This is a genomic window from Actinomycetospora sp. (assembly GCF_055612215.1).
Map to the genome: position 1 here is coordinate 1 of NZ_JBVPVA010000800.1, position 6,411 is coordinate 6,411.

The 6,411-nt window shown below is 76.2% G+C and carries 6 protein-coding genes and 1 pseudogene; 5 read left to right on the forward strand and 2 right to left on the reverse strand.

Features of this window, described 5'->3' with window-relative positions:
* The 5 genes from AC0CYZ_RS21935 to AC0CYZ_RS21955 all read left to right on the forward strand — a co-directional run.
* Positions 1–490: mannosyltransferase YkcB-related protein (locus tag AC0CYZ_RS21935; protein ID WP_472219229.1), on the forward strand; the 490-nt coding region annotated here is incomplete at its 5' end.
* Positions 491–621: 131 nt separating this feature from the next.
* Positions 622–1,164, forward strand: coding sequence for a hypothetical protein (locus AC0CYZ_RS21940; protein ID WP_472219231.1), 543 nt, complete (start codon positions 622–624; stop codon positions 1,162–1,164).
* A gap of 106 nt (positions 1,165–1,270) precedes the next feature.
* Positions 1,271–2,419, forward strand: coding sequence for an excalibur calcium-binding domain-containing protein (locus AC0CYZ_RS21945; protein ID WP_472219233.1), 1,149 nt, complete (start codon positions 1,271–1,273; stop codon positions 2,417–2,419).
* A gap of 1 nt (position 2,420) precedes the next feature.
* Complete coding sequence (locus AC0CYZ_RS21950) at positions 2,421–3,083, forward strand: class F sortase (protein ID WP_472219235.1); 663 nt, start codon at positions 2,421–2,423, stop codon at positions 3,081–3,083.
* A gap of 62 nt (positions 3,084–3,145) precedes the next feature.
* Positions 3,146–3,934 carry a phosphatase PAP2 family protein gene (locus AC0CYZ_RS21955; protein WP_472219237.1) on the forward strand — a complete coding sequence of 263 codons (789 nt, stop codon included), beginning with the start codon at positions 3,146–3,148 and terminating at the stop codon, positions 3,932–3,934.
* Here AC0CYZ_RS21955 and AC0CYZ_RS21960 read toward each other — a convergent pair.
* Together AC0CYZ_RS21960 and AC0CYZ_RS21965 are read right to left on the reverse strand one after the other, a co-directional pair.
* Positions 3,934–4,557, reverse strand: a pseudogene (locus AC0CYZ_RS21960) (methyltransferase domain-containing protein); the annotation flags it as partial. The gene AC0CYZ_RS21955 and the pseudogene AC0CYZ_RS21960 overlap by 1 nt on opposite strands.
* Positions 4,554–6,041: a WS/DGAT/MGAT family O-acyltransferase gene (locus tag AC0CYZ_RS21965; protein WP_472219239.1), complete on the reverse strand. Its 1,488-nt coding sequence runs from the start codon at positions 6,039–6,041 to the stop codon at positions 4,554–4,556. The pseudogene AC0CYZ_RS21960 and the gene AC0CYZ_RS21965, both read right to left, overlap by 4 nt.
* Between the last annotated feature and the right edge of the window lie 370 nt (positions 6,042–6,411).

A 6,411-nucleotide genomic window follows, 5' to 3' on the forward strand; every position in this document is an offset into this window, starting at 1 on the left:
GGGCGAGCGGATGCGGGGCGTGGGCGGACCGGAGACCGAGCAGCCCTCGCCACAGCTCGTCGCGCTCCTGCAGGGGGCGGGCACCCGGTGGGCGGCCGCGACGACGGGTGCGATGAACCAGGCCGGTCTGCAGCTCGCCTCTGGGGTCCCGGTCATGCCGATCGGCGGGTTCATCGGCAGCGACCCGGCCCCGACCCTCGCGGAGTTCCAGCAGGAGGTCGCCACGGGCCAGGTCCGCTACTTCGTGGTGGGCGGCGGTCCCGGCGGGATGATGGTCGGCCCCGGCGAGGCGCCGACCCCCGGCGGCGCGCCGGCCCTCGGCGGGGCGCCGACCCCTGGCGGGGCGCCGGGCGCCGGGCGCACGGGCGGCGCCGGCGGCCCGATGAGCCGCGGCACGTCGGGCGAGATCACCTCCTGGGTGAGCGCCCACTTCACGAAGCTCGAGGTCGGGGGACGCACCGTCTACGACCTGGGCCGTCCGCTGTCCTGACGGCCGCGCGAGCCGGCGCGGCGGTGCCCACCCTCCCTCGGGGCGCCGCCGCGCCGACGTGTGTCCGGCGTGGGCCCGGATCCACACCCGGTACTCAGGAAGCGTCCAGGAACCCGCGTCACGATCGGGTCATGAGGTTCTCGCTGCGCTCGGGGCGCCACCCGGTCCCGCCGGTCCCCTGCCCGCGGACCCCCCGCAGCGGGGCCCAGGAGCAGCCGGGCAGCCGGGTGGCCGCCCGGCACTCTCCGGCCGACCCCGGGCCACCGCCGGCGCCGGTCGCCGACGAATCGCCCCCCGAGGCCCGGCTCGAGGACGACGCGCCCGCGACGGTCGAGGTCGTCGCCTCCCGCTCCACCGCCCGGCTGCTGGAAGCGGTCGTGCCGGCGACGTGGCGGATCGTCGCCACCGACCGGCCCTCGTACCACCCGTGCGTCGACTTCGTCGTCCTCCTCGGGCCCGACCCCGCCGTCGTGGCCGGGATCGTCGAGCGCCAGCCGGGCGCGGAGGTCGTCGTGCTCCTGCCGCGGCACGCCCCGACCGCGCAGCTGGTCGCCCTGCTCGACGCCGGCGTCTCGATCTGCCTGCGCGAGAGCCCGGCCCGCCTCGTCGCCGGGCACATGCTCGCGCGGCGCCGACGCGGTGGCCCCGGGCGCCGGGTCCGCGTCGAGGGGTGAGCAGCGGGCTCGGCCGACCGGTGTAACGGCGCACCCGCGCCCGTGCGATGCCTGGTCGACGGTCCCGCGGCGGCGCGGGACCCGAGACCGAGGAGCACGGGCGCCGATGAGGGCTGGTAGGGGCATCCGCGTCGCGGCGGTGCTGACGGTGGGTCTGGTGGGGCTGGCGGTGGTCGCGCCCGGCATCGCGTCCGCGGGGACGACGACGCCCGCGATCACGTGCGAGGCGGGCCGGGTCCAGGACGCCTCGGGAACCTGTGTGCCCGCGTCCGGAGGCTCCACGACGGTGCCCGAGACGGTGCCGTCCCCGACCGTCCCCCCGGTGTCCGACCCGGCTCCGTCGTCGACCGGCGGCGCCGCCGGATCGTCCGCCAACGAAGGGTCGTCGGCTGCCCCGTCGTCGCCGACGTCGCCCTCGGGTGCCTCCGGTCCCACCACCGGCGCGCCCGGCGCGGCGGCGGTCCCCGCCGCCGGCACCGCCCCCGCCGTCGTGACACCGAAGGCTGCCGCGGCCGACACGCCCGCCTCGGTCTCGAAGGCGGCGGCGACGCTCACCGGGGCGCCCGCCACCGGGACCTCGCTCGGCGACGTCCTGGGGAGCCTCCCGACCGGCAACCTCGCCGGGCTGCCCACGATCCCGGATCTCCCCGAGAACGGGACCTTCACCAACCCGCAGGACGCCTGCCTCTACCTGGCGAGCAAGGTCAACGCGCCGACCGGGCAGGAGAGCGCCCTCGGCGGGCAGTTCACCTCCTTCTGCGGATCGCTGCCGGAGTCGTTCGGCGCGCTCGACCTCACCGGGCTGATCTCGAAGCTGACCGACCTGCTCGACGCGCTCAAGGCCACCCCGGCGCCCCCGGCGCCGACCACCCACACCACGCCCATCCACACCGCGTGGGGCGACCTGCCCGCGTCGTTCCACGACCTCGACTGCGCCCAGCTCACCTACGACGAGGCCCAGGCGGTCCTCGCCGACGACCCCTCCGACCCGAACCACCTCGACGGGGACCACGACGGCATCGCCTGCGAGCGCAACCAGCGCGACTACCGGACGGTGTGCGACGACTACACCGGCTACCCGGTGGGTGCCGTCGCGACCGGTGACTCCGCGCCCGCCGTCGACCCCCGCGCTGCGACGGCCCTCGGCGGGCTCGCACTGGCGGCCGTCGCCGGTGCCGGTGTCACCCGCCGCGAGGAGCCCGAGGACGCCGGGGACGATGTGACCGACGACCTGCTGACCGCCGAGGAGCGCTGACATGCCGTCCGGAACCCTCGAGCGCGGCGCCGACCGCACCGGGCGCGTCGCCTCGATCCTCACGACGGTGATCGTGGTGCTGCTGGCGGGCGTCGCCCTCGTCGCCGTCGTGTCCGGCGGCGGGCCGGGCGCCGGCTCCGCCCGCACCGGGCCGGCCACGGTGGCCGAGCCGGCCGGCGCGCCCACCGCCACCCTGCCGCTCGCGTCGTCGGCGCCGACCGGGATCGAGGTCCCCGCCATCGGCGTCACCCGCGACTCGATCATGAAGCTGGGCTTCAACGAGGACCGGACCCTGCAGGTGCCGCCGGACGCGGCCACCGTCGGCTGGTTCTCCCGCGGCGCGGCCCCGGGGACGGTCGGCCCGGCGGTCTTCGCCTCGCACATCAACTACGCGGGCAAGAAGGGTGGCTTCGCCGACATCGGGCAGCTCGCGGCCGGCGACGAGGTCCGGGTGCACCGGGCCGACGGCTCGTCGGTCGTCTTCACCGTGGACCGCGTCGAGCGGGCGTCGAAGAAGGCGTTCCCGACGGCGGCCGTGTACGGCCCGACGACGCGCCCGGAGATCCGGCTCATCACCTGCGGCGGGACCTTCGACGCCTCGACCCGGAACTACGAGGACAACGTCATCGTCTTCGGGCACGCGACCCGCGCCTACGAGAGCTGAGCCACCGCCCGGACCGGGCGTGTTCTCACGGAATCATCAGGTCCGGCGGGGACCCTGGTCCCATGACGTCCGCCGGGATCGCCGAACGGCCCACCGTCCCGATGCGCCCGCTCTCCCCCGGGAGGGCGCCGCGACCGGGAGGGTGGGCCGCACGCGTCGTCGTCGGCCTGCTGCTCGGGGTGGCGGGGACGGTGGTCGTCGCCGCGAGCTGGCTGCTGCTCGTCGCCGACCGCCACGGGCGCCGGGTCGACCACGCGATCATGCTCGCCGTCCAGGACCGCTTCTCGTCGGTGCAGGACGGGATCCTCGGCCTGCTGCACCTGGTGAACGTGGCGTCGGTGGGCCTGGTGCTGGTCGTCGTCGCCGGGATCGCGCTGGCACGCCGGCGCCCGGGGGCGGCGGTGGCGGGCGTCGCACTCGTGCTGCTGACCCAGGTGCTGACGCAGGGTCTGAAGGCGGTGCTGCCCCGGGAGGGGTCGGCGGAGAACTCGCTGCCCAGCGGGCACGTCACCGTGATCACCGCGCTGGTGATCGCGGCGGTGCTGGCCCTCCCGGCGGCGCTGCGCGTCGTCGTCGGCCTGGTCGGCGCGGTGGGCGTGGCGGGTGCCTCGGTCGCGGTCATGGCGGTCGGGTGGCACCGCCCGAGCGACGTGATCGCGGCGTTCGGGGTGATCGCCGCGGTCGGGGGTGCGCTGCTGCTCCTCGACGGGGTGCGGCGCGCGGTCGCCGGTCAGAGCGGGGCGCTCGCGTCCACGAGGCGGATCCCGCCGATCGAGCGCTCGACCACCGCGGACCACCCGCGGTCCCGCATCTCGTCGGCCAGCTCGCCCGGTCCGAACAGCCGCGCCTGACCGAACCGCGCCAGGGTCTCGGTGACCGCGCGGAGCGGGCCGGGGGCGTGGGCGGGGACCGCGATCGCCGCCGGCCCGCCGGGGCGCAGCACGCGGGCCATCTCCTCGAGGGCGGTGCCCAGATCGGGCACGAGGTGCAGGCAGAGCGAGCAGGAGACCGCGTCGACGGTCCCGTCGCGTAGCGGCAGGTCCATCGCGTCGGCCCGGACGAAGTCGACGCAGGCGAACGGCGTCGAGCGGGCGGCGCGGGTGAGCATCGGTACCGAGAGGTCCGCGGCGATCACCAGGCCGTCCCGCCCGACGGCGCGCGCCAGCCGGCGGGTCAGCGTGCCCGGACCGCACGCGAGGTCGAGCACCGTCTCGCCGCCGACCAGCCCGAGGCGCTCGTCGACGCGGTAGAACGCGCGCAGGTTCCCGCCGCCGAGCAGGTCGGGGACCACGCCCTCGATGCGGTCGCCGACCGCGAGCAGCCCGTCGTAGCCCCCGGCCCCGCCCTCGCTCTGCCAGGCGTCCTGGAGCCGTCCGCGCGAGCCGGGGCGTCCGGCCACGAGGTCGAGCCACGGTCCCGTCGGGTCCGACGGCGGGTGGGTGAGCAGGGCGAGGACGCGCTCGCGCGCGCTCACGGCGAGGCCAGGGCGTGCAACGTCGCGAACTCCTCCACGATCAGGTCGATCAGGCGCGGGAGGTCGGGTACGAGCCGCGCGCAGGAGACGAGCCCGATGTCGACCGACCCGTCGTAGCTCTGGACCGTGATGTTGAGGCCCTGGCCGTCGGCGACGGCGCTCACCGGGAAGTAGTGCCGGGCCCGCGCGCCCGCCATGTAGAGCGGCTCCTGGGGCCCCGGCACGTTCGAGACGATCACGTTGAACGGCAACAGCCCGCGCGACGCCCAGCTCGTGGTGACCCGGCTGATCACCGTGGTGATCGCCGGCCACCCCAGGCCCGCCCCCTCGGCGGCGAAGTTGCCCGGGCCCGCCGTGAACACCGCCTTCGCGGTCTTCAGCGCGGTGTGCGCCGCGGCGAGGCGCTCCCCGGCGTCGTCGAGGTCGGTGGGCAGGGTGGCGACGGTGGCCGACACCCGGTTGGTCCACATGTCCTCCTCCTCGCCGGTGCGCAGCGAGACGGGGACCATCGCGGACAGCGGGGTGTCGGGCAGCGCGTCGTGCTCGAGCAGGTAGTGGCGCAGGGCGCCCGCGCACGCGGCGACGACGACGTCGTTGACCGTGGCGCCGAGGGCCTTGCCCGACTCCTTGATCTCCGACAGCGGCACCGACCGGTGCGCGAAGGCCCGGTACCGGCTGATCGGGGCATTGAACGGGGTCGGCGGCGCCGGGGTCGGCGGCAGCCGGGGCGGGTCGGCGTCGGGGTCGCGCTCGCGGCCCATGTTGAGCACCGCCCCGACCGGCCCGCGCAGGCTCGCCCGCACCCGGTCGGCGAGGTCGACCACCGCGGGGTGCCGGGTGGCGGCCGCCATCTGCTGCCCGGCGCGGGCCGCGAGCAGCAGCGCCCGTCCCGGACGCAGGGCGCCGTGCCAGGCCGCCCGCCCGAGCAGGCCCGCGTACGAGGGTGGGTCCTCCGGGGCCCACTCCCCGGCGTGGGCGGGCCGCTCTGCGTCGGGGGTGTCGTCGAGCATCAGGGCCAGCAGCTCGGCGCCGGAGGCCCCGTCGATCGCGGAGTGGTGGACCATCGTCAGCAGCGCGAACCGGCCGTGCGGCGAGTCCTCGGTCGGCGCGAGGCCCTCGATGACGTGCGAGACCCACAACGGGTGGTCCCGGTCCATCGGCCCGGCGACCAGGCGCCCGACGAGCGTGTCGAGCTGCTCGTCGGTGCCCGGCGGCGGGACCGCGGAGTGCCGGACGTGGAAGTCGAGGTCGAAGTCCGGGTCGGAGATCCAGTAGGGGTGGTCCAGCCCGAGCGGCACCTCGACCACGCGGCGGCGCAGCGGCTCGAGCAGGTGCAGCCGGTCCGCGAGCTGGCGCCGCCACGCGGTGAAGGGCTCGAAGTCGGGGTCCGGCTTGTCGAGGACCACCAGCTGGCTCACGTGGGTCGGCTGGTGGTCGTCCTCGGCGGCCAGGAACACCGCGTCCAGACCCGACAGCTGCTGCACCGTTCCTCCTCGTGACCACGATGTGTCGGCACCCGGACGGCTCCGCGCCGAGAGTCTGACCGGTCGCCGTGGTCGCGGCCACCCGACGACCGGACGTGATCGTCGACCACGGTCGGTGACAGCAGAGGCCCCCGGATTGGGCCCTTCAGAAATCTTCCGTGTCACCCGTACCGGGAACGGCCCGGGCGCGTTGGACGCGCTGAGTGGTCACGCCCTCGTATGGGCGCGACCCCCGGCGTCATTCGGGAGACGGCGGCACTCCCCGGCGGACACGAGGAGAGAAGTCATGACCCGGCCACGCCACGCGATGCGGCCGCACCCGCTGCGCAGCCCCGGCGTCCTGGTGGGGGTCCCCGTCGCGGCGGCCGTC

Bases quoted from the DNA above. Each gene is read 5' to 3' on its own strand.
- AC0CYZ_RS21940 (WP_472219231.1), top strand. From the start codon at position 622: ATGAGGTTCTCGCTGCGCTCGGGGCGCCACCCGGTCCCGCCGGTCCCC.
- AC0CYZ_RS21945 (WP_472219233.1), top strand. From the start codon at position 1,271: ATGAGGGCTGGTAGGGGCATCCGCGTCGCGGCGGTGCTGACGGTGGGT.
- AC0CYZ_RS21950 (WP_472219235.1), top strand. From the start codon at position 2,421: ATGCCGTCCGGAACCCTCGAGCGCGGCGCCGACCGCACCGGGCGCGTC.
- AC0CYZ_RS21955 (WP_472219237.1), top strand. From the start codon at position 3,146: ATGACGTCCGCCGGGATCGCCGAACGGCCCACCGTCCCGATGCGCCCG.